This window comes from Streptomyces sp. B6B3 (assembly GCF_039871525.1).
GTDB lineage: Bacteria > Actinomycetota > Actinomycetes > Streptomycetales > Streptomycetaceae > Streptomyces.
The window spans coordinates 134,174-160,265 of sequence record NZ_JBDPLU010000003.1; the positions used below are offsets into that span (position 1 = coordinate 134,174).

Genomic DNA, 26,092 nt, shown 5'->3' on the forward strand with positions numbered 1-26,092 from the left:
TCCCACATACTCGGAACCACACCTTCTGCCCGTGTCCGCAGCACTTCGCGCCGCATCTCTGCGCAGTGGGCGCCTGGCCCGTGTCGTGCCCTAATCGGCCGGTTGGGCCTCGATCAGGAAGCGTTGGGCGTGGGCCACGAAGGGGCCGTGCCGGTCCATGAAGGTGTGGAGCTCGGCCAGGCGGTCGCGGTAGGCGTCCACGGTGAAGTCCGGCACGGTCCATATCACCTTGCGGAGGAAGTGCACCACGGCCGCGACGTCGAAGAACTCCATGCGCAGCGCCTCCTGCCGGAGGTCGGTCACCACCATGCCGGCCGCCTCCGCCTCCGCCACGACCATCATCGGGAAGCGCTCCATCTTGACCGGCTGCGCGCCCATCATGAAGTCCCGCAGCTCGCGCACCGTGCCGGCGCCGATCTGCTGGGAGAGATAGCTGCCGTGCGGGCGCAGCACCCGGTGGACCTCGTCCCAGCGGGTCACCACGGGGTGGCGGCTGACCACCAGGTCGAAGTGGTCCGTCGGGAACGGGAGGTCGGCCTCGTTGTCGATCTCGACGACGGCCGCGTCGAACTTCGCCAGGTTGCGCCGGGCGATCGCCAGGTTCGGCGGCCAGGACTCCGTCGCCGCCAGCAGGCGCGGGGCCACCGGGATGGTGGCCAGCACCTCGCCGCCGCCGGTCTGGATGTCGAGCGCCGCCTCGACCTTCGCCATCCGCTCGGCGATGAGCCGGGCATAGCCCCAGGACGGGCGCTGCTCCGTGGCGCGTCCGTCGAACCAGGAGAAGTCCCAGCCGTCGGTCGGGACCGCGGCGCCTTCGGCGAGGAGCTCTTCGAACGTGGGCATGGCGGAGATGATGGCAGGTCATCTCCGGCGGGCCGTCAGCGGGTCATCGGGCCGGTTCCGCGCCCGGGTTGGACGAGGGGGCGGGCGAGCGCGCGCACCGGCGGGGAGGCGAGGGTGGCCGCGGCGAGCACGCAGAGGATCACCAGCGCGGCCTGGTCGGTCCAGGTGTCGACGCGCAGCACGGCCTCCGACGCGTGCACCGGTCGCAACACCAGCGGATGCAGGACGTAGATGTAGAGGCCGCCAGAGCCGAGGTAGGTGAGGAACGGCAGCCGCCCGCGCGGCGCCAGCCGGATGACGCTGAGCGCGACGGCCATGCCGCAGAGCAGGATGGCGACGCGGACCGCTGCCCAGGCCCAGGGCCCGGGCAGCGGTTCGCCCATTTCCGCGTAGGGCCCGGGCATGTTCAACCAGCTCCGGTCGACGTGGTCGCGCAGCGGCCAGGCGGCGGCGAGGGCGACGACCAGCACCGTCCAGGCGGCCGGGCGGCTCAGCCGGGCCCGGAGGGACGTGAGGAGGCCGCCGTCCCTGAGCTTCCAGCCGAGCAGGAAGAAGGGGAGGAAGCACAGCGTGCGGGAGAGTTCGAGGACGTCCCGACCGACGAACGGGGCGTAGCCGGCGAGCGCCGCCACCCCGACGGACACGACGAGCGGGTGGCGCAGCCGGGCCAGCACGGGCAGCGCCAGCCGCCATATCAGCAGCGCCAGCAGGAACCACATCGTCAGGGACGCGCCGTGCACGGTGCCCGGCCACTCGCGCGCCGACATCGCCCAGATCTGGACGTGGCCGAGCAGCAGGACGGCGAGGTAGGGCAGGAGTATCACCCCGGCCAGCCGCCGGCAGCGCGGGACGGTGAGCGGCGCGGCGCTGCTGAAGTAGCCGGCCAGGATCGCGAACATCGGCACCCGCAGGGGCCAGGTGGCCACGTACAGCCAGCGCAGCGCGTCCAACCGGTCGTGCACCGGCCCCGCCACGTGCAGCAGGACGACCAACGCGCCGGCCACGAACCGGAGGTTGTCCCACGAGGGATCACGCCCCGTCTCGCGGACCGGCGGGCTGTTGCGAAGCTTCTGCGGCACGGGGCGCCTCCTCGGGTGGACGGGGCATGGGCGGATGACAGGGGTGTCGAAAGGAGATGTCCGGATGTGGACGGGGGCGTGCGAAAGGACGGCATGACGGAGCGGCTGGGGGTGCCTGGGGTGCGGCCGTTGCGGGCGACGGTCCGCGCTTTCCGCGCTCGTCAGGACACGCTGGGTGACTCGTGGTGCGCGCGGCGGTGTTCGGTCGGCCATGCCTGGCCGGCCCGGGAGTTCCCGGTGCTGGCCGGTGCTAGCCGCCCGGCTCTGCGTCCGGTTGCGCGGTGACCAGGCCGGTTTCGTAGGCGAGGATCACGGCCTGGGCGCGGTCGCGCAGCCGCATCTTGGTGAAGAGCCGGTTGATATGGGACTTGACCGTGTGGTCGGTGACACAGAGGCGCTGGGCGATCTCGTCGTTGGACAGGCCCCTGGCGATCAGCACCAGCACCTCCGTCTCGCGGGCGGTGAGCCCGTCGAGCCGGCCGCGTCGGGGGAGGTCGGTGGGACGGTCGCGGGCGAAGGCGGCGATGACGCGGCGGGTGACGGTCGGCGCCAGAAGCGCCTCGCCGCCCGCCACCACCCGCACGGCGTGCAGCAGTTCCGGGAAGGTGGCGTCCTTCAGCAGGAAGCCGCTGGCGCCGGCGGCGAGGGAGTCGAAGACGTACTCGTCCAGGCCGAAGGTGGTCAGCATCAGCACCCGGGTCGACTCGCAGCCCGGGGTGGCGAGGATGCGGCGGGCGGCCTCGATGCCGTTCATCCGCGGCATGCGGACGTCGAGCAGCGCGAGGTCGGGCCGGTGCTCGGCGGCGAGCCGCACGGCCTCGACGCCGTCCGGCGCCTCGCCGACCACCTCGATGTCGTCCTGGGTGGCCAGCAGGTTGGCGAAGCCCGCGCGGACCACGGCCTGGTCGTCCGCGACGATCGCCCGGATCACGGGGTCTCCCGCGGGATGCGCGCCTCGGCCGGTTCGTCGTGCAGCGGGAGTTCGACGCCGAGGCGGAAGCCACCGTCCGGCCCCGAGCCCGACTCGAAGCGCCCGCCCAGCAGCGTCACCCGCTCCCGGATGCCGATCAGCCCGAGCCCTTCGGTGGCCGACGCGCCGGACGACGGGCCAGGTCCGTCGTCGCTGACGCGGATCCCGAGGCGGTCGGGCCGGTGCTCGATCTCCACCAGCACGTTCGCCTCGGGGGCGTGTCGCCGGGCGTTGGTGAGGGCCTCCTGGACGATCCGGTACGCGGACAGCTCCACCGAGGCCGGCAGTCCGGCCGGCGGGTCCTCGACGCGCAGCTCCGCGCTGCCGCCGGCCGACCGGTGCCGTTCCACGAGGTCCGCCAGCCCGGCCAGGGTCGGCTGCGGGGCGTCCGCGGCGGCGGGCTGTCCCTGCCCCGCCGAGCGCAGGACGGTGAGCAGCTGCCGCAGCTCGTCGAGCGACTCGCGGGAGTGGGTGGCGATCGCCTGGAACTCCGTCCGGGCCTCGGGCGACAGCCCGGGCGTGGTGTACGTGGCGCTCTCCGCCCGGACCGCGATCACCGAAACCGAATGCGAGACGATGTCGTGCAGTTCCCGGGCGATGTCCGCTCGTTCGTCCTCGGCGGCCCGCCTCCTTTCCCTGGCGATCAGTCGGGCCTGGGCGGCCTCCTGCTCGCGCCGGGTCCGGGCGTCCCGGGTGCGGACCAGTTCGGCGAGGGCGACCGTGATCAGCACGCCGCAGGCGAGCGGGAGCGTCTCGAGCAGCCAGTCGCTCGGGCCTCCCAGGCGCTGCAGGCCCGACTCGATCCAGCGCTGGTCCTCCCCGTACCTCTTCCAGAGGGCGTCCACCCGGTTCACCACCACGAGGGCGACGAGCCCGTAGCCGGCCGCCGTCACCGAGTGGTGTATCCGGTGTCTGGTCAGGATGGCGAGGCCGAAACACAGGCAGACGGCGGCGGTCAGCATGGTCTCCGGGTAGAAGACGAGGGTGACGAGCCCGGCCGGGATGGCGAGATGGGCGGCCAGCCCCGGATACCTGCGACGCCACATCAGGGGGAACATCGCCGCGGCGCTCAGCACCGTACGCAGGATGCCGTCCCGCAGCTCGCTGCCGTGGGTGTCCCAGTGGCCGCAGCTGGCCTCGCCACAGGTCAGAGTGGCACGGTCCCCCTGCGCCTCCACCACGTCGCTGCCCCACACCAGGCAGAACACGCAGGCCAGGACAGCGAGGAGCGCGACGGAGACCCAGGGGTAGGCGGGCGCCGAGGTCCAGGCATGGAGGCGCGCCCGGGTCCGGTCGGCGATCCGGCCCCAGTCGATCGTCGACCTCGACGCCTCGGTCCGGCCGGAGACGAGCGCCGCGTGCTCCTCCGGCGACATCACCAGACGGCGCAGGAAACCGGGAGGCGTTCCGGTGTCGCGTGCGGTCATGCCGACCATTCTGCGAACGCGGCGGGGCCGTTGGCCTCACCGCACGGTACGAAGTTCGGTGCGCGGTTCCGCCGCGCCCTCATACCGTGGTGTGAGGGCGCGGGCTCCTTATCCGGTGGAGCCGCGGTGGCCGGTCGCGTGATGATGCGGGCATGAGCACTGAGTCGGGGATCGAGCCCACCGCCGCACCAGCCACCCGGCCGACCGTCACCCGACGTGCCGGGCCCGGGGACGTCGCGGCGCTGGTGCGGCTGCGTGGGCTGATGCTGACGGACATGGGGCTGGTCGACTCGCCGGACGAGGGGGCCTGGCGGGAGCTGGCCGTGGCGTGGTTCGCCGGGAAGCTCGGCGACCGGGACGAGTTCGCCGCCTTCGTCGTGGAAGACCCCGAGCTCGGCGTGGTGAGCAGCGCGGTCGGCTCCTGCGACCAGCATGCGCCCGGCCCCAGCAATCCGAGCGGCCTCTACGGGTACGTCTCCAACGTCAGCACCGACCCGCGCCGCCGGCGCCGGGGGTACGCGCGGGCCTGTCTCGACGCGCTGCTGCGCTGGTACGAGACGGAGACGCCGGTGCGTGTCGTCAACCTCAACGCCACGACCCACGGTCTCGGCATGTACACCAGCCTCGGCTTCGCGGCCCCGCGCTACCCCTCCCTCCAGGCCCGGCTGTCCGGTTAGGGCGTGCCCGGGGACCGGTCGGCGAGGCGGAAGGCCAGGACCATGTCCCACCGGGACATGTCGGGCTGCTCGGCCGGGTCCGTCAGGTACTCCTCCAGGCGGCAGCCCCAGGCCTCGCCCTCTGGGGTGTCCCGGGCGTCCCAGCTCAGCCCCCGCTCGTCGGCCCAGGCCAGCAGGTCCGCGGTGACCTGGAGCAGGTCGTCGGGGTGGCCGGTGTGCGCGACGGTGGCGTACCGCCCGCCCGGCAGCACGCCGGCCGCGACGTCGCCCTCCGGTCCGGGCCCGGTCGCCGGGCCCGGCGGCGGGGCGGCCACCGGCACGCCCACCGAAACGTCGAGGCGGCGTTCCATGTCGATGACGTGGTACCGGAAGAAGGGCGCGCCGACCGGGGTGATCCCGCGGGCGCCGAGCCAGGCGAACAGCTCGGGCATCCGGTCGGCGATGTCGGCGATGGTCTCCATCGTGACGTACGAACGGATCCCCACGTAGGGCTGCTCGGGACGCTCGACGACGGTGGGGGTGGACGAGGGCTGCTGGGCGGGCGTGTCGGTCATGACAGCAGGGACTCCCCGTCCCGCGGAAAATCATCGGTCGCCGGGTCGGATCCCCGTCTAGACTCGCCGCCCATGACGACCGACCTGGACGAACACGGACGCCCCGAGCCGCCATTCGCGGGCGACGAGGCCGCCACCCTCCTCGGCTTCCTGGAGTTCCAGCGCGCGACCCTGGCCTGGAAGTGCGCGGGCCTGGACGCCGCCGGGCTGAACACGACGGTGGCGAAGTCGTCGATGACGCTGGGCGGGATGCTCAAGCATCTGGCCTTCGTCGAGGAGATCTGGTTCTCCCGGCGGCTGCTGGACCGGGAGATACCTTCCCCGTGGAAGGAGGTCGACTGGGATGCCGACGAGGACTGGGACTGGCATTCGGCCGCCGACGACACCCCCGAACAGCTCCACACGCTGTGGCGGGACACGGTGGAACGCTCCCGTGCCGCGGTCGCGGAGGTGATGGCCGCCGGCGGCCTGGGCCAGCCGGCCCGGCGCGGCCTGTCCGACGGCGGCCACCCCAGCCTGCGGTGGATCCTCGTCCACATGGTCGAGGAGTACGCGCGGCACAACGGCCACGCCGACCTCATCCGCGAGTCGATCGACGGCTCGGTCGGCGAATGAGCCTCACCCCCGGACCGCGCCCGAGGTGAGGCCCTGGACGATGTGCTTGCTGGCGAAGGCGAAGAGCACCATCGTCGGCAGGATGGTGAGCACCGCCGCCGCGGACATCGAGCCCCAGTCGATGTTGAAGCTGGATATGAAGCCGTTCAACGCGGTGGGGATCGTCTTGTTCTCGTCGCTGTTCATCAGCGTGACCGACAGGAACAGCTCGTTCCAGCAGTTGACGAAGTTGAAGATGAACGCGGCGGTGATGCCCGGGCGCATCACCGGGAGCAGCACCCGGAAGAGCGCCCCGAGCCGGGAGAGGCCGTCGATCATCGCGGCCTCCTCCAGCGCGTCCGGGATGTTCTCGAAGAAGCCGCGCAGCATCACCGTGCAGAACGGGATGCACATCGCGACGTAGACGAGGACCAGGCCGAAGCGGTTGTCGACCAGCCGCAGGTCGGTCATCAGCAGGTACAGCGGTCCCAGCGCGATGAAGCCCGGGATCATCTGGGTGACCAGCGCCGCCATCAGCACCGCGGTCTTGGTGCGGAACTCGAAACGGGCCAGCACGTAGCCCGACAGCATGGAGATCGCGGTCGCGGTCACTCCGGCGACCGTCGCGACGACCAGGCTGTTGGTGAGGTACACGCCGAACTCGGCGTCCTCGAACAGTCCGGCGTAGTTCTCCAGGGAGAACGACTCGGGCCAGTAGGCGATCGGGTAGGAGAAGACGTCGCCGGGGTCCTTCAGCGACGTGATGGTGATCCAGTACAGCGGGAAGACGGTGATGACCAGCCAGAGCGTGAGGAAGAGGATCCGGGTGACCCGCCCAGCGGCGGACTCCTTGTCGATCATGACCGCGCTCCCCTCCGCTCGCGGGTGGCCAGCAGGTAGAAGACCGAGAAGACGAGGAGGTTGGCGATGACGATGAGGCCCAGCGCGGACGCCTTGCCGTAGTCCCCCTGCTGGGTGATCTGGATCATCCACGTCGTCACGATGTGCGTCTGGTCGTTCGGACCGCCGCCGGTCATGCCGAAGATGATGTCCGGGAAGTTGAAGATCCAGATGATCCGGAGCAGCACGGTCAGCGCCAGCGTGACCCGGATGTACGGGATGGTGATCTGGAACAGCGTCCGGACCCGGCCGGCGCCGTCGAGCGCGGCGGCCTCGTAGAGCTCGCCGGGCACCGACTGCAGCGCGGCCAGGATCATGATCGCGAAGAACGTCACGCCGTACCAGATGTTCGCGACGATGATGGCGGTCATCGCGGAGCCCGGTTCGGCGAGCCACGGGACCGGTTCGTCGATCAGGCCGGCCTTCTGCAGCAGGTCGTTGACGACGCCGAACTCGCTGTTGAACATCCAGCGGAACAGGATGCCGATCAGGAACCCGGACACGGCCCAGGGGAAGAAGATCAGCGCCTGGTACACCCCGCGGAACGGGAAGCGCCGCCGGAGCCACAGCGCGAGGGCGAAGCCGATGAGGAACTGGGGGACGAGCGAGGCGACCACCCACAGCACGGTGTTGCCGAGGACGGTGCCCCAGGCCGGGTCGTCGACGATGGCCCGGAAGTTGTCGAAGCCGACCCAGGAGAGGTCGGACAGGTCCGCGAGGTTCCAGTGGCGGAACGCCATCTGGCTGCCGCGGAGCATCGGGTAGTAGACGAACACCGCGACGAAGAGCGCGGCGGGGGCCAGGTAGGCGGCGATGACCAGGCCGCGGCGCGCGGTGAAGGCCGGCCGGGGCCGGCCCCCACCGCGGGCCGGGACACGGGCGGGGGCCTTGGTCGGCCGGGTCGAGGGTGGGCTCACGTCCGCCGCCCGGTCAGCTCTCGTTCTGCCATTTCTCGGTCCAGTAGGTGTCCCAGCTGTCGAGCAGTTCCGCCGGGGACATGTCGCCGAGCAGCACCGACTGCACTTCGGAGTCGGCCTTCTGGGCCCATTCGGTCCACCAGGGCGCGTCCCTGGGCTCCGTCACGGTGATGTAGGTGTCGGACTCCTCGGTCATGGTCACGTAGCTGGCCCACGGCCCGGTCCGGTAGAACTCGTCCTCGGCCGCCCCGTCGAGGATCGGGACGAGGCTGTTCTCCTTGCTGAAGGTCAGCGACGCCTCGCCCTCGGCGAGGAACCGCACCAGCTGCATGGCCTCGGCGCGGTGCGAGCTGCTCTCGGCGACGCCCCAGCCGGCGGTCGCCAGCGGCTGCACGGCCTTGCCGCTCGGCCCGGTCACCAGCGGGGCCGTGCTCCACTGGTCCTCGTCGACCGCGTTGGACTCCCGCACCGAGGCGATCACCTCGGGGTCCTGGAGCAGGAAGGCGGTCGAGCCGTTGGAGAACCCCTCGACCATCTCCGGATATCCCCAGGAGACCGACGACGGCGGCGCCGCCTGGTCGAACAGCGCGAAGTACGTCCGCAGCGCGTCCTCGGCCTCGGGCGCCGAGAAGATCGAACCGCCGTCGGCGAGTTGGTAGCCGTTCTCGGGGTTGATCGCGTCGGCGACGTACGCCTGGATCGCCGCGGTGACGTTGCCGGCGGCGCCGAGGCCGCCGCGGAACGCGTACCCGTACTGGCGGCTGTCCTCGTCCTGGATCGCGGACGCCTGCTCCAGCAGGTCCTCCCAGGTGGCGGGCGGCTCGTCGAAGCCGGCCTCCTCGACGAGGTCGGTGCGGTAGAAGAGGCTCAGCCCGTAGAAGCCGTAGGGGAGGAAGTAGGTGTGGCCCTCGGCGTCCTCGGCCGCCGCGGTGGCGTTGTCCGTCAACGCGTCCCAGCCGCCCCAGTCCTTCAGGTCACCGCTCATGTCGTGCAGCCAGCCGTTGGTCGACCACGGGCCGACGGTGGTGTCGCGGACCTCCAGCACGTCCACGCCGCTGCCGGACTGCAGCATCTGCTGGAGCTTGTTGTCCGCCTGGTTGGTGGGTGGCGACACCAGCTCGACGTCGATGTCGGGGTGTTCGGCCTCGAAGTCCTCCAGAAGCTGCTCCAGCAGCTCCGTGCGGACGGGGTTGGTCAGGCTCTCGACCATCTGCAGCGTGACGCCGCCGCCGGCCGGGCCCTTGGCACAGCCGGGCAGCAGCAGCGCCGCGGCGGTGACGCCGACCGCGGCCACCACCCTCGCCTTACGTGTTCTCACCTTCTGCCTCCCTGGTCAAGCTGGTCCAGCTCGGCCCGCCGGGTGCGGGCCCAGGAGCCGAGCACGGGCACGCAGCGCTCGGCGAAGTACTCGAAGTCGGCGGCCGTGGTGTACACGTGCGTGGACAGCCGGAGGTAGCCGACGCCCTCGAACGCGGTGAACGCCGCCGCGACGCCCAACTCCTCGGCCACCCGGTCGCGGAGCGCGCCGGCGTCGGCGTCCGCGGTGACCAGCCCGTCGGGCAGCCGGACCAGCCGCAGCGCGTTGACCGGCATGCCCACGTCGACGGCGCAGCTGAAGCCGGTGAGTTCGGCGAAGGCGTCGGCGACGATCCGTTCCGCGTAGTCGGCCAGCTCGCGCATGTACCCGCGGGCGGTCTCCCAGCCCCAGGTGCGTTCGACGAAACGCAGCGCGGTCGGCGCCGCCAGGTAGCTGGTGACGTCCAGCGTGCCCTGGGTGTCGAAGCGGTCGGGGAACGGCTCTGCCGCGCCCCAGGAGTCGATCAGCGGGTAGAGGTCGTCGCGCAGCGGGCCGCGGGCCACCAGGGTCGAGGTGCCGCGCGGGGCGCAGCCGAACTTGTGGAGGTTGCCGACCCAGAAGTCGCAGTCCAGGTCCGCGAGCGGATCGTCGATCAGCCCCGGCACGTGGGCGCCGTCCACCAGCACCGGAACGCCCAGCCGTCGGGCCGCCGCGCTGATGCGCGCCACGGGGAGCAGCCGGGCGGTCGGCGAGGTGATGTGGTCCAGCACGACCAGGCAGGTCCGCTCGCCGAGTTCGGCGATCACGGCGTCGGCCGCGCGGTCCGCGTCGGCGTCGAGCGGGACCCGCGCGACGCGGACGGTGCCGGCCCAGCGTCGGGCGAGGCGTTCGGCGCCCATGGTGACGGCGCCGTAGCCGTGGTCGGTGACCAGGATCTCGCCGCCGGGTCGCATCCGCAGGCTGCCGTAGACGGCGCTCGCGCCGCCGCTGGCGTTCGGCACCAGCGCCAGGTCGCCGGGGGCGACGCCCAGGAACTCCGCGATCTCGGCCCGGGCGGCCGCGACCCGGCGGGGCACGGACACGAACCAGGACACCGGGGAACGTTCCATCTGGGCGCGCAGCCGGTTCTGGTCCCGCTGCGCGACGACCGGAACCGCCCCGTACGACCCGTGGTTGAGGTGCCGCACCGTCGGGTCCAGCGACCAGGCCGCCGCGGCGGCCCGTCCGTCGGGCAGGAGCAGCGGCCGCGGCGCGGTCCTCTCCCGTTGGATACCAGCCAAGTCATCAGATCTTTCTGGACAAGTCATATGATGATTGCGCGGCATCGTGGCACAGAGCCGCAGGACTGGCAAGGGTCTCGGGCAAGACTCATCTGATGACATGAAACGGTCAGAAGGACAGCGTCCGATGACCTGGTCCGACGACTGGCTAGGATGGCCCGGGCCGGGCGGCGCCCCGGCCCGGTGGAGGGGAAGCGATGTCCACAGCGATGTCCGCAGTCGACAGGGCGTTTCACGGCCTACGGCACATGATCGCCACGGGACGCCTGGGCGTGGGGCAGCGCATGCCGCCGGAGAACGAGCTGTGCGAGGAGCTGGGCGTCTCCCGGGGCTCGCTCCGCGAGGCGGTGCGGATGCTCACCGCGCTGCGGGTGGTCGAGCCGCGGCACGGTTCGGGCACCTACGTCTCCCAACTGCGGCCCGAGGACATCATCGGCAGCCTGTCGCTGACCGTGGACCTACTGCCGCTGAGCGGGCTGTTGGAGATGTACGAGCTGCGGCGCGTGCTGGAGGCCCATGTCGCGGCGCAGGCCGCGGCCCGGATCACGCCGGAGACGCTGGAGCCGCTGCTCGGCCACCTCGACGCGATGGAGGCCATCGAGGCCAGCGAGGACCCGTCCGCGATCACCGAGCTCGACCGGCGGTTCCATTCGGCGATCGCGCAGATCGGGGGGAACCGCACCCTGGAGTCGCTGCTCGACGTCTTCCGCGCCCGCTCCCGGGCGTACCAGGTGTTCACCCTGCCGGAGAGCGCCGAGATCAAGCGGGCGAGCGACGCGGAGCACCGGGCGATCGCCACGGCCATCGCCAACCGGGACCCGGTGGCCGCGGCCAACGCGGCGGCGACGCACGTCGCGCACACCGAGCAGCTGCTGCACGCCTTCCTGCCGCCGCCCGACCCGGGCGGCACGGCGCCCGCCTAGCCGGCGGTCGGGGCCGTCGGTCAGGTGGGCCGCCGCCCGGCTGGGCCTGGGCGACCGCCTGGCCCGGGCGGACCAGCCGGGGCGGACCGGTCAGGGCGGGCCGGTCAGGGCTCGGGGACGAGGGCGAGGGCCTCGATCTCCAGCAGCAGGTCGGGCCGGAAGAGCGCCGCGACCTGGACGGCCGAACTCGCCGGCGGGCGTTCGGTGTCGATCACGGCGTCGCGGGCCGCGCGGACAGCGGGCAGGTGGGCGACGTCGGTGACGAAGTAGGTGAGCTTCACGACGTGCTCGAAGGCGGCGCCCGCCGCGGCGAGGCACGCGGCGAGGTTGTCGAAGACCTGCCGGGCCTGGGCGGCCGGGTCGCCGGGGCCGACGACCTCGCCCCGCGCGTCGAGCGCGACCTGCCCGGAGACCGCCACCAGCCGGCCGGTGCCGGTGACCACGTGGGAGTAGCCCGCGCCGGGCATCACCCCCTCGGGCGACGGGATGTGGCTGAGATGACTCGGACGGCTCATGGCGCGAAAGATTATCCCGCCGGCATTGAACCGGCACACGGGTTGATCCGTGTGTGGGGGCAGCGGGTGGCCACCGATCGCCTCGGTCCCCCGCGGACGCGGCCGGCCCGCCCCGAGCCCTCGCCAGGAACCGGAGGCGGGCCGGCCGTGTCACCCCTCGACGGGGGTTGGTTCGACGGGCTGGGGGGTGCCGCCGCGGGGCGGGGCCGAAGCCCACGCCCCGCGGCGGTCGTCCCCGACCCGCTCCCGGAAGCGCGACGGTCAGCGCGCGGGGACCCGCTCGTCCGGCTCCTGACGTCCCTCTCCCCGGCCCTGCTCCGGCAGCGGCGCGGACGCGGCGGCGGATCCGGTGCCGACCGGGTCGGTGCTGAGCGAGTCGATGAGCGTGTCCCGTTCGTCGTTGCCCTCCGGCTTGACCAGGCCGATGACGATGTAGAGGACGAGCGAGGTGAGCAGCGGCAGCCCGACGACCTGCGCCTGGGAGGCGTCCTCCACGATGTAGAAGACGACGTACCAGACGGCCAGTCCGCCGGCCCACGAGGCGATCGCGGCGGTCGGCCCGTTGCGCCGGAACCACGGCAGCAGTCCGAGCATCAGCGGGATGGAGATCGGTCCCATGGTGGCCGCGACCAGATCCACCACGACGTCCAGGACGAAGCCCTCGCCGCCGGTGGTGATGGCGATGAGCATGCTGACCGAGACGAAGATGACGGTGGTGATCCGGGCGAACGTCAGCTGCGCGCGCTCGGTGAGCCGCCGCACCTTCGGCACCAGGACGGGCGCGATGTCGCGGGTGATGACCGCGGTGATGACGTTGGAGTCGGAGGCCACCATCGCCATGGTGTGGGAGAAGAAGCCGGCGAGCAGCAGCCCGATGAGGCCGGCCGGCAGCAGCTCCTGGGCCATCTGGATGTACGACTCCTCGCCGTTGTCCAGGTTGGGCACGATCAGCGGGGCGGCGAACATCGGCAGGAAGAGGATGAACGGCCACACCAGCCACAGCCCGCTGGACAGCAGCGCCGAGCGGCGGGCGTCGGAACCGGTGGGCGCGGCCATGTAGCGCTGCGCCAGGTTCCACATGCCGCCGTTGTACTCGAACGTCTTCACCAGGAGGAACGCCAGGACCAGGACGGTGGTGACGTTGTCGTTGACCGGGTCGTTGTGGTCGGCGGGCAGGTCCTCCCACATCGTCCAGGCGAAGCCGACGCCCAACTCGCCCATCACCGCGATCAGCATGGCGACGCCGGCGACGGCCTGGATGACGAACTGGCCCATGTCGGTGAGCACGTCGGCCCACAGGCCGCCCACCGTCATGTAGGCCATGGTGGCGACGCCGGTGAGGATGATGCCCCACTCCAGCGGGATGTCGGCGAAGCCCTTGAGCAGCACGGAGATCGCGACCCATTTGGCGGCGATGTCCACGACCTTCAGCGCGGCGCCGCTGTAGGCCAGCACCTGCTGGGTGGGCAGGTTGTAGCGCCGGGCCAGGTACTCCAGCGGGGACTTGACGTCGTGTTTGGCGCGCAGCCGGTTCCAGCGCGGCGCGAAGAGGAACGCGCCGACGCCGACGCCGAGTCCGATGGTCAGCGCCCACCAGACGTAGACGGTGAGCCCCGAGTCGTAGGCGACGGCGGCGAAGGCGACGAACATGACGGCGCTGTAGCCCGACATGTGGTGGGAGATGCCGGAGAGCCACCAGGGGATCTGGCCCCGGGCGACGAAGAAGTCGGCGATGGTGTGGATGCGTTTCTTCGACCACCAGCCGATGGCTACCACCACGAGGAAGTAGCCAACGACCACGGTCCAGTCGAGCGCGGACATCACGGCTCCCGATGGGGTGTGGGAAGGGGGAAGGGAGTGCGAGAGGTGCGGTGCGGCGAGTGGGTGGTGCGTGCGGCGAGTGGGTGGAGCGACGTGCGGGTGGTGCGCTGAGCGGGTGGAACGGGTGAGCGGGTGGGTCGGGGACCGCGCGGTCGGCTACTCGCGCGTCACCAGTGCGCCCGGCGGGGCTGGAAGTCGGGGTCGAAGCGGCGCATGTAGGCGGTGTCGTCCCGGCGCCTGATGCCGCAGCGTTGGTACTGCTCGTGCATCACGGCCAGCGCGTCCCGGTCGAGTTCGACGCCGAGACCTGGCCCCTCGGGGAGCGGCACGGCGCCGTCCACGAAGCGCAGCGCGCCGGGCGCCACCACGTCCTGGCCGTTCTGCCACGGCGTGTGGGTGTCGCAGGCGTGGTTGATGTTGGGCGTCGCGGCGGCCAGTTGGGTCATGGCGGCCAGGCTGATGCCCAGGTGGGTGTTGGAGTGCATGGAGAGCTCCAGGCCGAACGTGCCGCAGAGCGCGGCGACCTGGGTGGAGCGCACCAGGCCACCCCAGTAGTGGTGGTCGGTGAGCAGCACGCCGATGGCCCGCCGGGCGATGGCCGGCGGCAGGTGCTCGTGGGTGACCACGCACATGTTGGTGGCCAGCGGCATCGGCACCTCGGCGGCCACCTGGGCCATGCCCTCGATCTCGGGCGCCGGGTCCTCCAGGTACTCCAGCACGCCGTCCAGCGCCTTGCCGACCCGGATCGAGGTGGCGGGCGTCCAGGCGGCGTTCGGGTCGATGCGCAGCGGCAGGTCGGGGAACGCGTCGCGCAGCGCCAGCACCGCCTCGACCTCCTCGTCGGGCGGCAGCACCCCGCCCTTGAGCTTGATCGAGCCGAAGCCGTACTCCTCGACGAACAGCCGGGCCTGGGCGACGATGCCGGCCGGGTCGAGCGCGGGCCCGAACCGGTCCTCCGGATGGTCGGGGGCGTCCGGATGGCCGGCCCACTTGTAGAAGAGGTACGCGCTGTACGGCACGGCGTCCCGCACCGGGCCGCCGAGCAGGTCGGCGACGCGCAGCCCGGCCGCCTTGCCCCGGATGTCGAGGCAGGCGACCTCGAACGGGGAGAAGACCCCGTCGACCGTCTTCTGGTTGCTGCCGGCGCCGGTCAGGCCGTGCTGGTCGGTGAAGACGTCCGTGCCGACGCTGGCGGCGACCCGGGCGTAGAGCTCGTGGTGCGCGTGCACCTCGACCCGCGCCTCGACCAGGTCCTGGGCGGCGGCCCGCAGGCGCGCCAGATGCTTCAGGTCGCCGTAGGTCTCGCCGAGGCCGCTGACGCCCTCGTCGCTGACCACCTCGACGACGGCGCGCAGCGCCCAGGGCTCGTGCACGCCACTGGCGTTCAGCAGCGGCGGGTCGCGGAAGGCGACAGGGGTGATGTGAATCTCGCGAATCCGCATGGCCCATCGTCCTCCGGCGCTCTCGGGCTCCTTGCTGGCGTCCTCCGACGTTCACCCTTATGAACAACGGCCATTCTCATGAACGCACGTGGCAAAGGTAGGAGCCCCCCTCAGGGCAGTCAAGGGGCTGAACTGCGACGGCGGGGCAGGGCGTGTCCGCACAGTCGCGTCGGATCAGGCCGCGGCTCCCCAAGGCCCTCGGGGCCTGGGGGAGTACTTGGGCGTGCCCGACAACGCAGCGAGGCGCCGTGACTGGCGTCGCGGGCGCATGGGGGCACCTCCCAGCCTCCCCCAGACTCCGTCCGGGGGGACCCCCATGGGCTGAGGGAGGGACTGGGCGGACACGCCCTTAGCGCCGGGTCGGGCGTTCGGGCAACGCCTCCGCGAGGACTTCGGCGAGGTGGCGGGCGTGCCGGTCGCCGAGCTGGGCCAGCTGGGTGCGACAGGAGTACCCGTCCGCCAGTAGCTCGGCGTCCGCCGGGGCACTGCGGACGGCCGGGAGCAGCACGTCCTCGGCGCAGGCCACGGAGACGTCGTAGTGCCCCCTGGTGTAGCCGAAGTCCCCGGCGAGACCGCAGCAGCCGGCGGACAACTCGCCGGTCAACCCTGCCCGTTCGCGCAGCCGGCGGTCGGCCGCGTCGCCGAGCACGGCGTGCTGGTGGCAGTGGGTCTGCCCGGCCACCGGGCGGTCCACCCGCGGCGGCGTCCAGTCCGGAGCCCGCTCCTCGAGCGTCTCCGCGAAGGTGCGGACCGCGTCGGCGAGGCGCTTCGCGCGCGGGTCGTCCGGCAGCAGTTCGGGGAGGTCGGTGCGGAGCGCCGCCGCGCAGGGCGGTTCGAGCACGGTGACGGTCAGCCCGGCGTCGAGGACCGGCTCGAGCGCGTCGAGGGTCCGGCGCTGCACTGCGCGGGCCCGGTCCAGCTGCCCGGTGGTGGTGTACGTCAGCCCGCAACACACGGCGCCCTTGCCGGGCGGCAGTACGGGGCGCACCCCGGCCGCCAGCAGCACGTCGGCGGCGGCGACGCCCGCCTCCGGCGACAGGTAGGTGGTGAACGTGTCGGGAAACAGCAGAACGCTCGGCTCCCCGCCAGCCCCGTCGGTGCCGGCGCCGGTGCCGGCCGGGGGGAGGTGGGGGGCCAGGAGCCGGGTCATGGGGGTTCGGGGCAGCCGGGGGATGGGGCGTTCCGGGGCGATGCCGGCGAGGCGCTTGGCGAGGGCGGCCACCGGCGGCACCCGGGTGGCGAGGTTGGCGAGCGGCGCCAGCCGCAACGCCGCGACCAGCCGCAGCCATCCCGGGAGCCGGCCCATCGCGTAGTGCGCCGCCGGGCGGCGCCGCCCCGCGTAGTGGTGGTGCAGGAACTCCGCCTTGTAGGTGGCCATGTCCACGCCGACCGGACAGTCGCTGCGGCAGCCCTTGCAGGACAGGCACAGGTCCAGCGCCTCGGCCACCTCGGGCGAGCGCCAGCCGTCCGTCACCACCTCGCCGACCAGCATCTCGTGCAGCAGCCGGGCCCGGCCCCTGGTGGAGTGCTGCTCCGCGCCGGTGGCCCGGAACGACGGGCACATGACGTTCGGGCCCGCGACGTCCTCGCGGCAGCGGGCCACCCCGACGCACCGGCGCACCGCCGCCGAGAAGTCGCCGCCGTCCTCGGGGTAGGCGAACGCCACCGAGGGCGGACGGCTCGGCAGGCCGAGGAAGCGGAGGTTGGCGTCGAGCGCGGCGGGCCGGGCGATCACGCCCGGGTTGAGGCCGCGGTCCGGGTCCCACAGCGACTTGAACCGGTCGAAGACGCCGACCAACTCCTTGCCGTACATCCGCGGCAGCAGTTCGGCCCGGGCCAGGCCGTCGCCGTGCTCGCCGGAGAGCGAGCCGCCGTGCCGGACCACCAGGTCCGCGATCTCCTCGGAGAACGCCCGGAACCGCGCCACCCCGTCCCGGTCCAGCAGGTCGAAGTCGATGCGGACGTGGATGCAGCCGTCGCCGAAGTGGCCGTACGGCAGGCCGCGCAGGCCGTGGTCGCGGAGCAGCGCGCGGAAGTCCCGCAGGTACGCGCCGAGGCGCTCGGGCGGCACGGCGCAGTCCTCCCAGCCTGGCCACGCCTCGCTGCCGTCCGGCATCCGGGTGGCGGTGCCCGAGGCGTCCTCGCGCACCCGCCACAGCGACCGTTGCGCGGCCGGCTCGGTGACCACCGCCTGGTCGAGCGAGTCCGCTGCCCGGCACAGCTCGGCCGCGTGCGCCAGCGCCTCCGCCCGGTCCGCGCCGCCGACCTCCACGAACAGCCACGCGTCGCCGCGCGGCAGGGCGGCCCGGGCGAGCGGATCCGGCACCAGCTCGCTGGCCATGCCCTCCACGGTCAGCGGGCCCCCGGGGTGCTCCCCGCCGATCTTCCCGACCTCGCCGGCGCCGGCGAGGCCCTGGGGGCGGACCAGCCCGGCCGCCGCGTCCGCCGCGGCCGACTCGTCGGCGTACCCGAGCACGGCGAGCACCCGAGCGCGCGGCGGTTCCACGAGCCGCACCGTCGCCTCGGTCAGCACCCCGAGGGTGCCCTCGCTGCCGGTGAACGCCCGGGCCCAGTCGCGGCCGCGTTCCGGCAGCAGCTCGTCCAGGGCGTAGCCCGAGATCCGGCGCGGCAGGTCGGGGAAGCCGGTGCGGAGCAGCGCCAGGTGGCGAGCGGTCAGCTCCGCGACGCCCGAGCGCAGCGGCTCGGGCACCCCGTGGCCGCCACGCTCCAGGTGGGCCGACTCGCCGCGGTAGCCGAGCACGTCCAGCGCGAGCACGTTGTCCGCGGTGGTGCCCCAGGCGACCGAATGGGCGCCGCAGGAGTTGTTGCCGACCATGCCGCCGATCGTGCAGCGGCCGTGGGTGGAGGGGTCGGGGCCGAAGGTCAGGCCGTGCCGGCCCGCGGCGTTCCGCAGCGTGTCGCAGATGACGCCCGGCTGGACCACGGCCGTGCGGGCGGCCGGATCGACGGCGAGGATGCGGTTCATGTGGCGGGTGAAGTCGAGGACCACCCCGACGCCCGTCGCCTGCCCGGCGATACTGGTGCCGCCGCCGCGCGCCACCACGGGCGTCCCGTGTTCGCGGCACACCGCCAGCGCCGCCGCCACGTCCTCGGCGTCCCGCGGCGCGACCACGCCGAGCGGCACCCGCCGGTAGTTCGAGGCGTCCTGGGTCACCAGCGCCCTGCTGCCCGCGTCGAACGCCACCTCGCCGCGGACGGCGCCGCGCAGCGCCTCCGCCAGCGCCGCGGCCCTGCCCGTTCCGGTCCGACTGATCCGTGTCCCATGCATAGGGACAGGGTGCCCCGTCACGCGCCGCACTCCCGGAATCCTGGCCCCTCGAATCACATAACGCGACAGCCGGAAGGGAAGGGCTAACACCCAGAAGACCACCCCAGACGACCGGGAAGTCACCTATAGTGTTGGCCAATTGCACCGGGGATCGATCTGCTCACCCTGTCCACCGGTCATATCCGATCTCCTCCGCCCACGAGGACTCCGATTCATGACAGCGCTCACCATCCAGGCGCGCCGTAAGACGGAGCGTCCCCCCGCCAGGCTGGTACTGCTCTCCCTGCTCGTGTCGGTGACCGCCACCGGAGTCGGGTGGCTGGGCGCGGTGTACGCGGCGCCCGACTCGTTCGAGGTCCCGATGGCCTGGGGTGCCGGCACCGCCGCCGTGGCGCTCTCCGCCTCCGTGGCGACCGCGGCGTACGGCATCAGCCGGGCCCGGCGGCTGCGCTCCCGCCTCGACGCGATGGAACGGGACAGCATCCGCTTAGCCGACGAGACCGTGCCCGCCCTGGTCGGGCGGCTGCGCGAGGGCCAGTCCGCCGATTCGGCGCTGGCCGCCACGGCCGCGGCGACCACCACCGAACTGGCCGGCCGCTCCCTGGGGGAGTCCCTGGCGGAGCAGGCCCGGCGCTCCCGGCACCACGAGGGAGACCAGCGGGACCAGAAGGGCAGCGGGAAGGGAAGGAAGCGGGGCCGCCGGGGCAGGGGTGCCGCGGCCGAGGCCGCGTCGGCCGAGCTCCTGGCCGAGGCCGAGCTGCGGGTGCTGCGCACGCTCGCCCAGGAGGTCGGCCGCAGCGAGGCGAGCCGGGCCGCCGCGATGTCCGCCTGCGCGAACGCCGCCGGGCGGATGCAGGCGCTGGCCACCAGCATGCTGGCCGACCTGCGGGACATGGAGCACCGGCACGAGGACGAGGCCGTGCTCGCCGACCTGCTGCACCTCGATCACCGCACCGCGCAGGCCGGACGGCTCGCCGACAGCATCGCGGTGCTCACCGGCGCCAGGTCGGGCCGGCGCTGGCCCAAGCCGATCGTCATGGAGAGCATCCTGCGCGGCGCGATGGGCCGCATCGGCGGATACCGGCGGGTGCGGCTGCACTCCACGGCCGGCGTCGCCGTCGCCGGGCACGCGGCCGAGGGCGTGATGCACGCCCTCGCCGAACTGCTCGACAACGCCGCGAACTTCTCGCCGCCCACCGCCGAGGTGCACGTCTACGTGGAGGAGGTCCCGGCGGGCGTCATCGTCACCGTCGAGGACAGCGGCCTGGTGATGGGGGAGGTCGCGCTGCGCCGCGCGGAACGGGCCGTCTGCCGCGAGCAGTCGCTGGACCTGACCGCCCTGTCGGGCACCCGGCTGGGACTCGCCGTGGTCGGCTGCCTGGCCCGCAAGCACGGCCTGGCGGTCACCTTCCGCCCGTCGGCCAGGGGCGGCACGGGCGCGCTGCTGATGATCCCGCACGCGCTGCTCAGCCAGCCCCGCGAGGCGCTGCCGCGCCCGCCGCAGCGTCCCGTCCCCTCGGGCGAGGCCGCCCCGGTCGCCCCGGTCGCCGGGCCGGCGGACGCCGAGGGCGTGATCCGGCACGTCCCGATCCCCGGCGGGCGCCCGGACGCGGGCGACACGCACGAGACACACGAGCGTCACGGGGCCCCCAACGCCACGGCCGCCGGTTCCGGGCCCCGCGGCACCGTCGTGGCCCTCCGGGCCGACGGCGGTGCGCCGACCGACACGGCCGCCCCGCTCGCCGCCACCGCGCCCGCCAACGGGGGCTCCGCCGCGCTCCGGGCCGCCGCGGCCGGAGCGCTCGCGGCCGAAACCGGCACGGCCCCCGAAGGCGATCGCGGCCACGACGCGGCAAGCGGCCCGCTCGGCACCGCGGACCACGCGCCGCTGCCCGAGTCCGTGGAGTACAGCGCGGCCGGGCTGCCGAAGCGACGACGCGGGCAGGCGTTGGCCGCCGCGCATCCGGACGGGCTGCCGGGCACGGAGCGCCGGGAGACCCGCGAGCGGACCGCCCACGACGACGCGCGCTCGCTCGCGGACTCCGCCGAACGCTTCCGCGCGTTCCGCCGCGGGATGCGCGGCGAGGCACCGGAGGGTGGCGAGACCACGTGACCACACCGTCCACCGGCACCCGCCGGACCGCACCCGGCTGGCTGCTGGAGAACCTGCTGTCCCGCACCCCGGGCGCCCGGCACGCGCTGGTGCTGTCCCGGGACGGGCTGAAGCTGACCCGCACGCCCGAGCTGACCGACGACCAGGCCGACCAGCTGGCCGCGATCGCCGCCGGCATCCAGAGCCTGTCGCACGGCGCGTCCGTGGAGTTCGGCGACGGCACGGGCGGGGTGCGGCAGTCGATGACCGAGTTCTACGGCGGCATCCTGTTCATCGTCGAGGCCGGGCACGGCGCCCATCTGGCGATGGTGGCCGACGAGGACGCCGACGTGGGCCTGATCGCCCACAACATGCACGAGCTGGTCGAGCAGCTGTCCGAGTACCTCGCCGCGCCCGCCAGACGCCCCGACGCGGCTCCGCCTGACCTGCCCGACCTGACCGACCTGCCCGACGTGCCGGGCCGGTCGGATCTGGCGAACTTATCCGAGGGAGGCGGGGCGGCATGAGCCGCCCGGCGCGGGACGAGAACCCCGACCGCCTGTACACCGTCACCGGGGGACGGAGCCGAGCCGCCGCCCAGGTCTTCGACCTGGTGACGCTCGTGGTCAGCGAGTCGGACCCGACCCCCGGCATGCAGTCGGAGCACGCCCGGATCCTGCGGATCTGCCGCAACCCCACGGCCGTCGTGGAGATCGCAGCGAACCTGCGGCTCCCGGTCAGCATCGTCAAGATCCTGCTGAGCGACCTGCTGGCCATGGGGCGGATCACCGCGCGCCACCCGCGCGCCGTCCGGGCCACCACCACGGCGGACGGCACGCACATCACGGACCCCGAACTCCTTGAGCAGGTGCTCGTTGCCCTCCGCAACCTCTGAGACGGTCGCCGAACCGTCGAACCGGCTCCCGCTGCGGCCCACCGCCGACCAGGGGCTGAAGATCGTGATCGTCGGCGGCTTCGGCGTCGGCAAGACCACCCTGGTCCGTTCGGTCAGCGAGATCCGCCCGCTGAACACCGAGGAGACACTGACCCAGGCCGGCGAGAACCTGGACCGGCTCTCCCCCGGGTCCGGCAAGTCGGCCACCACGGTGGCGTTCGACTTCGGGCGGATCAGCCTGGACGAGCGCACCGTGCTGTACCTGTTCGGCGCGCCGGGCCAGGAGCGGTTCTGGTTCCTGTGGGACCGGCTCTTCTCCGGGACCCTGGGCGCCGTCGTGCTGGTGGACACCCGGCGGCTCGCCGACTCCTGGTACGCCATCGACCGCCTGGAGCACCACGGCACGCCGTTCATCGTGGCGTGCAACGACTTCGGCGGCCCGCGCCACTCCCCCGAGGAGGTGCGCGAGGCGCTCGACCTGTCCCCCGGGGTGCCGTTGATCGAATGCGACGCGCGCTCCCGGGAGTCCAGCAAGACGGTGCTGATCACCCTCCTCACGCACCTGCAGTCCCTCGCCGCAGCAGCCGCAGCCCAGGAGACGCCCCGGTGACCCCGCCCCACCACCCCTCGTCGCAGCCGTCGTCGCAGCCCTCGTCCCCGGACGGGCCGCGGCCCGGGCCCGCGGCGACGCCGCCGTCCGCCCTCGCCCCCGACGCCGTGCCGCTGGCCGGGCCGCGCTTCCACACGGATCCGGCGTCGCTGTACCGGGAGCTGCGCGCCGCGCACGGGGCGGTGGTGCCCGTGTCGCTGCCCGGCGAGGTGCCCGCCTGGCTGGTGATCGGCTACCGCGAGCTGCACCAGGTCACCGCCGACAGCCTGCTCTTCACCCGCGACATGGGGCTGTGGAACCAGTGGCCGCGGATCCCCGACGACTGGCCGCTGCTGCCGATGGTCAACCGGCGTCAGCCGTCGATCTACTACACGGTCGGCGCGGAGCACCAGAAGCATGTGGACGTGGTGGTGCCGGCGCTGGAGGGCGCCGACCCGTTCGAACTGCGCAAGCACGCCGAGGAACTGGCCGACGGGCTGATCGACCGCTTCTGCGACCGGGGCGAGGCGGAGCTGGTCGGCGACTACGCGCGGATGCTGCCCGTGCTGGTGCTGGCCCGGGTGGTGGGCTTCCCCGACGCCGAGGGCTCCGGTCTGGCGCGGGCCATGAACGCCCTGGCGGACGGCGGCGACGACGCCATCGACGGCCACCGGCACCTGGCCGCCGCGATGACCCGGCTGGTGGCCGCGAAGCGGACCCTGCCGGGCGCCGACGTGGCCTCCCGGATGCTGGCCCACGAGATCGAGCTGACCGACGAGGAGTACATGCTCGACCTGATGTCCGTCACGGCCGCCGGACATCTGCCCACCGCCGACTGGCTCGGCAACTCGCTGCGCCTGATGCTCACCGACGGCCGGTTCGCCGCCTCGCTGGCCGGCGGCCGGCACAGCGTCGGCGAGGCGATGAACGAGGTGCTGTGGGAGGACACCCCGACGCAGATCCTCGCGGGCCGCTGGGCCGCCAGGGACACCTCGCTCGGCGGCCGGCACGTCCGCGCCGGCGACATGCTGCTGCTCGGCCTGGCCGGCGCCAACGGCGATCCGCAGGTGCGCCAGGAGGGCCAGCCGTACACCGGCGGCAACAACGCGCACTTCTCCTTCAGCCACGGCGAGTTCCGCTGCCCCTTCCCGGCGCAGGAGATCGCCGAGGCGATCGCCAGGACCGGGATAGAGGTGCTGCTGGACCGGCTGCCCGACCTGGAGCTCGCCGTGTCCGCGGACCAGCTGGTGCGGCGTCCCTCGCCGTTCCTGCGGGGGATGACGGCGCTGCCGGTGCGCTTCACCCCCACCCCGGCGCTCCGCCGCATGTTCCCGGCCCCGTAGGCCCGCGCGGCCGGCCCCACGCCCCGGAATCCGTCCGGGAAACCCCAGGAGGCGATCCGATGAGCTGCCCCGTTCCGCACTCCACCACGGCCACCACGGCCGGCACTCCCCCAGGCCCGGCGCCGATCGTGCTCGACCCGCTGGTGCGGGACCTGCACGGCGAGACCCGGCGGTTACGCGCCGCCGGCCCGATGACCCGCCTCGAACTGCCCGGCGGCGTCACCGCCTGGACCGTCACCGGGCACGCCGAGGCCAGGCAGGCGCTGACCGATCCGCGGCTGGTCAAGGACATCAACGCCTGGGACGCCTGGCGGGACGGCCGGGTCACCCGGCGCTGGCCGCTGATCGGCATGATCGACGCCGGGCGCAGCATGTTCACCGTGGACGGCGCCGAGCACCGGCGGCTGCGCGCCAAGACGGCCCAGGCGATCACCGCCCGCCGGGTGGCGGCGCTGCGCCCGGCCATCGAGGAGATCACCGACCGGCTGCTGGACGAGCTGGCCGCGCGTGGCGCGGAGCTGGCCGCCGAGGGCCGCCCGGTGGACCTCAAGGCGGTCTTCGCGCTGCCGCTGCCGATGACCGTGATCAGCCTCCTGATGGGCGTGGACTCGGCCGAGCACCCGCGGCTGCACCGCCTCTTCAAGGCGTTCTTCAACGGGCTGACCCCGCAGGACGAGCGGCTGGCGGTGATCGCCGAACTGGACACGATCTTCGCCCGGATGGTCGAGGAGAAGAAGGCGCGGCCGACCGACGACCTGACCTGCGCCCTGATCGAGGCCGAGGACGGCGGCGAGCCGCTGACCGACGAGGAGGTGGTCGGCAACCTCAAGTCCATGGTGGCGGCCGGCCACGAGACCACCATCAGCCTCATCACCCACGCGGTCCGCGCCCTGTGCACCCACCCCGACCAGCGCCGGCTGGTGCGGGCGGGCGAGGTGCCCTGGGAGACGGTGGTCGAGGAGACGCTGCGCTGGAACACCCCGACGCCGCACCTGCTGATGCGCTTCGCCACCGAGGACGTGGAGCTCGGCGGCACGGTGATCGCCCGCGGCGAGGGTCTGGTGATCTCCTACCACGCGATCGGCTGGGACGAGCGGCAGCACGGCCCGACCGCCGACCGCTTCGACGTGACCAGGCCCACCCCGATCCGACACATCACCTTCGGCCACGGGCCGCACATCTGCCCGGGCGCGGCGCTGGCCCGTCTGGAGGCGGTGATCGCGCTGCCGGCGCTCTTCGAACGGTTCCCCGAACTGGACCTCGCCGTGCCCGACCAGGAGGTGCGCAACCTGCCCATCGTCACGCAGAACGACCTGGTGGAACTGCCCGTGTGGCTGGGGGCGTGAGCGTCCGCGAACGGGACGCGAAGCGGTCGGCACCGATCACCCTCCGTCCACGAAGCGGAGCGATTGTCTCAGCGGACGGACAATGCGCTGTCTCGGCAGACGGACGGACTACCCTCCGAGTCGTGGCCGATATCGAGATTCCCGCTGACATCAAGCCCGCCGACGGCCGGTTCGGATCGGGCCCCTCCAAGGTGCGCACCGAGGCGCTCGCCGCCCTGGCGGAGACCGGCACTTCCCTGATGGGCACGTCCCACCGGCAGGCCCCGGTGAAGAAGCTGGTGGGCCGGGTCCGGGCGGGCGTCCGGGAGCTGTTCTCGCTGCCCGAGGGCTACGAGGTGGTGCTGGGCAACGGCGGCTCCACCGCCTTCTGGGACATCGCCACGCACGGGCTGATCGAGGCGAAGTCGCAGCACCTGTCGTTCGGCGAGTTCTCGTCCAAGTTCGCCAAGGCGGCCAGCAAGGCGCCGTGGCTGGACGAGCCGACCATCGTCTCGGCGACCCCGGGTTCGCACCCGCTGCCGCGCGCCCAGCGCGGCGTCGACGCGTACGCGCTGACGCACAACGAGACCTCCACCGGCGTGGCCATGCCGATCGAGCGGGTGGCCGGGGCCGACGAGGGCTCGCTGGTGCTGGTCGACGCCACCTCGGGCGCGGGCGGCCTGCCGGTCGACATCGCCCAGTCGGACGTCTACTACTTCGCCCCGCAGAAGTCGTTCGCCGCCGACGGCGGGCTGTGGATCGCGGCCTTCTCGCCGGCCGCGCTGGACCGCGCCGAGCGGATCCACGCCTCGGGCCGGCACGTGCCCGAGTTCTTCTCGCTGCCCACCGCGATCGACAACTCGCGCAAGGACCAGACGTACAACACCCCGGCCCTGGCCACGCTCTTCCTGCTGGCCGACCAGCTCGACTGGCTGAACGGCAACGGCGGCCTGTCCTGGGCCACCCAGCGCACCGCGGACTCCGCCTCCCGGCTGTACGCCTGGGCGGACAAGCACGAGCACGCCACCCCGTTCGTCACCGATCCGGCGCAGCGCTCGCAGGTGGTCGGCACGATCGACTTCGGCGACGGCGTCGACGCGGCCGCGATCGCGAAGGTGCTCAGGGCCAACGGCGTCGTCGACACCGAGCCGTACCGCAAGCTGGGCCGGAACCAGCTGCGGGTGGCGATGTACCCCGCGGTGGACCCGGCCGACGTCGAGGCGCTCACCGCCTGCGTCGACCACGTCATCGACCGCCTCTAGCCGACCGCGCGCCGGCACCCACGCCTCGCCGACCGCCGTGGCCCGTCCGGGCCACGGC

23 protein-coding genes are annotated in these 26,092 nt (G+C 73.0%); 10 read left to right on the top strand and 13 right to left on the bottom strand.

Going from position 1 to position 26,092, the window contains the following annotated elements; translation table 11 throughout:
- Positions 1 to 90 precede the first annotated feature (90 nt).
- The 4 genes from ABGB06_RS08280 to ABGB06_RS08295 form a co-directional block, all read right to left on the bottom strand.
- Entirely contained in the window at positions 91 to 843 is a 753-nt protein-coding gene (locus ABGB06_RS08280) for a methyltransferase domain-containing protein (protein ID WP_347586849.1), read from the bottom strand.
- Positions 844 to 878: 35 nt separating this feature from the next.
- On the bottom strand, positions 879 to 1,922 hold the full coding sequence (locus tag ABGB06_RS08285; protein ID WP_347586851.1) for an acyltransferase family protein: 1,044 nt from the start codon (positions 1,920 to 1,922) through the stop codon (positions 879 to 881).
- A 250-nt stretch (positions 1,923 to 2,172) separates the two neighbouring features.
- The gene (locus tag ABGB06_RS08290) at positions 2,173 to 2,853 is read right to left on the bottom strand and encodes a response regulator transcription factor (RefSeq protein ID WP_347586853.1); all 681 of its coding nucleotides are present in this window, start codon (positions 2,851 to 2,853) and stop codon (positions 2,173 to 2,175) included.
- Positions 2,850 to 4,319, bottom strand: coding sequence for a sensor histidine kinase (locus ABGB06_RS08295; RefSeq protein ID WP_347586855.1), 1,470 nt, complete (start codon positions 4,317 to 4,319; stop codon positions 2,850 to 2,852). Before ABGB06_RS08295 ends, ABGB06_RS08290 begins: the two co-directional genes overlap by 4 nt.
- A 152-nt stretch (positions 4,320 to 4,471) precedes the next feature.
- Here ABGB06_RS08295 and ABGB06_RS08300 point away from each other — a divergent pair, with 152 nt between their 5' ends.
- Positions 4,472 to 4,996, top strand: a complete 525-nt coding sequence (locus ABGB06_RS08300; RefSeq protein WP_347586857.1) for a GNAT family N-acetyltransferase — start codon at positions 4,472 to 4,474, stop codon at positions 4,994 to 4,996.
- On the opposite strand, the gene ABGB06_RS08305 is transcribed toward ABGB06_RS08300, so the two are convergent.
- Positions 4,993 to 5,550: a GyrI-like domain-containing protein gene (locus ABGB06_RS08305; RefSeq protein ID WP_347586858.1), complete on the bottom strand. Its 558-nt coding sequence runs from the start codon at positions 5,548 to 5,550 to the stop codon at positions 4,993 to 4,995. The two genes, ABGB06_RS08300 and ABGB06_RS08305, sit on opposite strands and share 4 nt — an antisense overlap.
- A 72-nt stretch (positions 5,551 to 5,622) precedes the next feature.
- On the opposite strand from ABGB06_RS08305, the gene ABGB06_RS08310 reads away from it, so the two are divergent.
- The gene (locus ABGB06_RS08310) at positions 5,623 to 6,165 is read left to right on the top strand and encodes a DinB family protein (protein WP_347586859.1); all 543 of its coding nucleotides are present in this window, start codon (positions 5,623 to 5,625) and stop codon (positions 6,163 to 6,165) included.
- Positions 6,166 to 6,168: 3 nt separating this feature from the next.
- Here ABGB06_RS08310 and ABGB06_RS08315 read toward each other — a convergent pair whose 3' ends face one another.
- From ABGB06_RS08315 to ABGB06_RS08330, 4 genes are read right to left on the bottom strand one after another with little or no spacing between them, the layout of a single operon-like run.
- Complete coding sequence (locus tag ABGB06_RS08315) at positions 6,169 to 7,005, bottom strand: carbohydrate ABC transporter permease (protein WP_347586861.1); 837 nt, start codon at positions 7,003 to 7,005, stop codon at positions 6,169 to 6,171.
- Positions 7,002 to 7,961: a sugar ABC transporter permease gene (locus tag ABGB06_RS08320; protein ID WP_347586863.1), complete on the bottom strand. Its 960-nt coding sequence runs from the start codon at positions 7,959 to 7,961 to the stop codon at positions 7,002 to 7,004. The genes ABGB06_RS08315 and ABGB06_RS08320 overlap by 4 nt, the downstream gene beginning before the upstream one ends.
- A gap of 13 nt (positions 7,962 to 7,974) precedes the next feature.
- Positions 7,975 to 9,279, bottom strand: coding sequence for a sugar ABC transporter substrate-binding protein (locus ABGB06_RS08325; RefSeq protein WP_347586864.1), 1,305 nt, complete (start codon positions 9,277 to 9,279; stop codon positions 7,975 to 7,977).
- On the bottom strand, positions 9,276 to 10,538 hold the full coding sequence (locus ABGB06_RS08330) for an aminotransferase class V-fold PLP-dependent enzyme (RefSeq protein ID WP_347586866.1): 1,263 nt from the start codon (positions 10,536 to 10,538) through the stop codon (positions 9,276 to 9,278). Before ABGB06_RS08330 ends, ABGB06_RS08325 begins: the two co-directional genes overlap by 4 nt.
- Before the next feature lie 209 nt (positions 10,539 to 10,747).
- Here ABGB06_RS08330 and ABGB06_RS08335 point away from each other — a divergent pair, with 209 nt between their 5' ends.
- A complete protein-coding gene (locus ABGB06_RS08335) occupies positions 10,748 to 11,461 on the top strand; it encodes a FadR/GntR family transcriptional regulator (RefSeq protein WP_347587515.1) in 714 nt (237 codons plus the stop codon).
- A 104-nt stretch (positions 11,462 to 11,565) separates the two neighbouring features.
- Here the strand turns inward: ABGB06_RS08335 and ABGB06_RS08340 are convergent, their stop codons facing one another.
- The 4 genes from ABGB06_RS08340 to ABGB06_RS08355 all read right to left on the bottom strand — a co-directional run bounded on the left by ABGB06_RS08340 (position 11,566) and on the right by ABGB06_RS08355 (position 18,528).
- Positions 11,566 to 11,976, bottom strand: a complete 411-nt coding sequence (locus ABGB06_RS08340) for a RidA family protein (protein WP_347586868.1) — start codon at positions 11,974 to 11,976, stop codon at positions 11,566 to 11,568.
- 261 nt (positions 11,977 to 12,237) lie between these two features.
- A complete protein-coding gene (locus ABGB06_RS08345) occupies positions 12,238 to 13,797 on the bottom strand; it encodes a sodium:solute symporter family protein (protein ID WP_347586870.1) in 1,560 nt (519 codons plus the stop codon).
- Between the two features lie 167 nt (positions 13,798 to 13,964).
- The gene (locus ABGB06_RS08350; RefSeq protein ID WP_347586872.1) at positions 13,965 to 15,239 is read right to left on the bottom strand and encodes a glucarate dehydratase family protein; all 1,275 of its coding nucleotides are present in this window, start codon (positions 15,237 to 15,239) and stop codon (positions 13,965 to 13,967) included.
- Between the two features lie 349 nt (positions 15,240 to 15,588).
- Positions 15,589 to 18,528, bottom strand: coding sequence for an FAD-binding and (Fe-S)-binding domain-containing protein (locus ABGB06_RS08355; protein WP_347586874.1), 2,940 nt, complete (start codon positions 18,526 to 18,528; stop codon positions 15,589 to 15,591).
- 214 nt (positions 18,529 to 18,742) lie between these two features.
- On the opposite strand from ABGB06_RS08355, the gene ABGB06_RS08360 reads away from it, so the two are divergent.
- The 7 genes from ABGB06_RS08360 to serC all read left to right on the top strand — a co-directional run bounded on the left by ABGB06_RS08360 (position 18,743) and on the right by serC (position 26,034).
- A complete protein-coding gene (locus ABGB06_RS08360) occupies positions 18,743 to 20,641 on the top strand; it encodes an ATP-binding protein (RefSeq protein WP_347586876.1) in 1,899 nt (632 codons plus the stop codon).
- Positions 20,638 to 21,147 (top strand): roadblock/LC7 domain-containing protein, encoded by a 510-nt coding sequence (locus tag ABGB06_RS08365; protein WP_347586878.1) that lies wholly within the window; start codon positions 20,638 to 20,640, stop codon positions 21,145 to 21,147. Before ABGB06_RS08360 ends, ABGB06_RS08365 begins: the two co-directional genes overlap by 4 nt.
- Positions 21,144 to 21,515, top strand: a complete 372-nt coding sequence (locus ABGB06_RS08370) for a DUF742 domain-containing protein (protein WP_347586879.1) — start codon at positions 21,144 to 21,146, stop codon at positions 21,513 to 21,515. The genes ABGB06_RS08365 and ABGB06_RS08370 overlap by 4 nt, the downstream gene beginning before the upstream one ends.
- A complete protein-coding gene (locus ABGB06_RS08375; RefSeq protein ID WP_347586881.1) occupies positions 21,496 to 22,125 on the top strand; it encodes an ATP/GTP-binding protein in 630 nt (209 codons plus the stop codon). The genes ABGB06_RS08370 and ABGB06_RS08375 overlap by 20 nt, the downstream gene beginning before the upstream one ends.
- A gap of 107 nt (positions 22,126 to 22,232) precedes the next feature.
- Positions 22,233 to 23,447: a cytochrome P450 gene (locus ABGB06_RS08380; RefSeq protein ID WP_347587517.1), complete on the top strand. Its 1,215-nt coding sequence runs from the start codon at positions 22,233 to 22,235 to the stop codon at positions 23,445 to 23,447.
- Positions 23,448 to 23,506: 59 nt separating this feature from the next.
- Positions 23,507 to 24,793 (top strand): cytochrome P450, encoded by a 1,287-nt coding sequence (locus tag ABGB06_RS08385; protein WP_347586883.1) that lies wholly within the window; start codon positions 23,507 to 23,509, stop codon positions 24,791 to 24,793.
- Positions 24,794 to 24,915: 122 nt separating this feature from the next.
- On the top strand, positions 24,916 to 26,034 hold the full coding sequence (gene serC, locus ABGB06_RS08390) for a phosphoserine transaminase (protein WP_347586885.1): 1,119 nt from the start codon (positions 24,916 to 24,918) through the stop codon (positions 26,032 to 26,034).
- The last annotated feature ends 58 nt before the right edge of the window (positions 26,035 to 26,092 follow it).

What these genes read in the sequence shown, in the direction of transcription:
- ABGB06_RS08280 (WP_347586849.1), bottom strand. Translation starts at nt 843, where the DNA reads ATGCCCACGTTCGAAGAGCTCCTCGCCGAAGGCGCCGCGGTCCCGACC.
- ABGB06_RS08295 (WP_347586855.1), bottom strand. Translation starts at nt 4,319, where the DNA reads ATGACCGCACGCGACACCGGAACGCCTCCCGGTTTCCTGCGCCGTCTG.
- ABGB06_RS08300 (WP_347586857.1), top strand. Translation starts at nt 4,472, where the DNA reads ATGAGCACTGAGTCGGGGATCGAGCCCACCGCCGCACCAGCCACCCGG.
- ABGB06_RS08305 (WP_347586858.1), bottom strand. Translation starts at nt 5,550, where the DNA reads ATGACCGACACGCCCGCCCAGCAGCCCTCGTCCACCCCCACCGTCGTC.
- ABGB06_RS08310 (WP_347586859.1), top strand. Translation starts at nt 5,623, where the DNA reads ATGACGACCGACCTGGACGAACACGGACGCCCCGAGCCGCCATTCGCG.
- ABGB06_RS08315 (WP_347586861.1), bottom strand. Translation starts at nt 7,005, where the DNA reads ATGATCGACAAGGAGTCCGCCGCTGGGCGGGTCACCCGGATCCTCTTC.
- ABGB06_RS08335 (WP_347587515.1), top strand. Translation starts at nt 10,748, where the DNA reads ATGTCCGCAGTCGACAGGGCGTTTCACGGCCTACGGCACATGATCGCC.
- ABGB06_RS08340 (WP_347586868.1), bottom strand. Translation starts at nt 11,976, where the DNA reads ATGAGCCGTCCGAGTCATCTCAGCCACATCCCGTCGCCCGAGGGGGTG.
- ABGB06_RS08345 (WP_347586870.1), bottom strand. Translation starts at nt 13,797, where the DNA reads ATGTCCGCGCTCGACTGGACCGTGGTCGTTGGCTACTTCCTCGTGGTG.
- ABGB06_RS08350 (WP_347586872.1), bottom strand. Translation starts at nt 15,239, where the DNA reads ATGCGGATTCGCGAGATTCACATCACCCCTGTCGCCTTCCGCGACCCG.
- ABGB06_RS08355 (WP_347586874.1), bottom strand. Translation starts at nt 18,528, where the DNA reads ATGCATGGGACACGGATCAGTCGGACCGGAACGGGCAGGGCCGCGGCG.
- ABGB06_RS08360 (WP_347586876.1), top strand. Translation starts at nt 18,743, where the DNA reads ATGACAGCGCTCACCATCCAGGCGCGCCGTAAGACGGAGCGTCCCCCC.
- ABGB06_RS08370 (WP_347586879.1), top strand. Translation starts at nt 21,144, where the DNA reads ATGAGCCGCCCGGCGCGGGACGAGAACCCCGACCGCCTGTACACCGTC.
- ABGB06_RS08385 (WP_347586883.1), top strand. Translation starts at nt 23,507, where the DNA reads ATGAGCTGCCCCGTTCCGCACTCCACCACGGCCACCACGGCCGGCACT.